This window comes from Neisseria sp. HMSC068C04, from assembly GCF_001810105.1.
GTDB lineage: Bacteria > Pseudomonadota > Gammaproteobacteria > Burkholderiales > Neisseriaceae > Neisseria > Neisseria flavescens_B.
On the sequence record NZ_KV799959.1, the window covers coordinates 5498 to 6488 of the forward strand.

At 37.3% G+C, this 991-nt stretch carries 1 protein-coding gene; it reads right to left on the reverse strand.

What is annotated here, in order from left to right; all coding sequences use genetic code 11:
• Positions 1-309 precede the first annotated feature (309 nt).
• Positions 310-471 carry a hypothetical protein gene (locus tag HMPREF2700_RS11665; RefSeq protein ID WP_283129690.1) on the reverse strand — a complete coding sequence of 54 codons (162 nt, stop codon included), beginning with the start codon at positions 469-471 and terminating at the stop codon, positions 310-312.
• Between the last annotated feature and the right edge of the window lie 520 nt (positions 472-991).

The following is a 991-nucleotide window of genomic DNA, read 5'->3' on the forward strand; positions in this document are numbered from 1 at the left end:
TGTCGGGGGAAAAGGAATTTTGCAAAGGTCTCAGTCTATACATCTGTGCAAAGCAAACTGCAATCGGCGCTAGCTGGACGCTCTTGCTCTTATCTTATAAACAGCGTTTGTGATCCCTATTTGAAAAACGGTCGATTGGTGGAACTCTTCCCTGAAATTGAAAAGCAAAAATGGCAGCTTTATTTATATCGACCATACAAACGATTGTTGCCGAGCGAGTGGTGTGGGTGTATAACAAGTTGAAGGAGATTTTGTTGTCGAAAATGGTTTAGGCATAAAACATGGCGAGATGATCTCGCCATGTTTTTATCACGATTGCTTATCCACAATCGATTTTAACATCGTATAAGATTGGGCTTGTTTTTGTTCATCAAAAATATAGCTCCCCGCCATAATTTCATCAAAATGCACCTGTTTACGCAGTTGTTTGAGCAAGCCTAGCTTGGGTTGAGACCCAACAAACCGTTTCATTTTTCTAAAGCATTTGATTTATTAACCAAGCCTACCTACTGCTTTTTAGGGTTTCAGACGACCTCTTTAAACCATGAGGTTGTCTGAAAAGCAAAAAACAGCCTGCAACTTCATTAATTCAGTGGTAGAGTCACAGTAAAATTAAGCAGCTTAAAACCTATTGATTTTATACTAAAAATTGGAGTACTATGAGCACACTCTCTTGAGTATCATTAATTCTCATTTGACATATAGGAACAAAACAGCGGAATTTGTAGAAGAATAGGGAAAAGGAAATTAATTTATATTATGTTAAATTCATAATGACAGCATTTTAGCCTGCCAACTCCTGTTTTTCTCAGTAGTACAATCACTTACAGAATTCAAAAGTAAAAGGCCGTCTGAAAGGTTTTGCAGATGGCCTTTTATCAAATGCTCCAGCTTTTTCTCAATAAATCACTTGTTGTTAAATCCCCGGTTCTTTCAATTTCATCCAGCATTCTTTTAGTTGTAATAACAAAACGGTTGTAGTGCAGCCTGT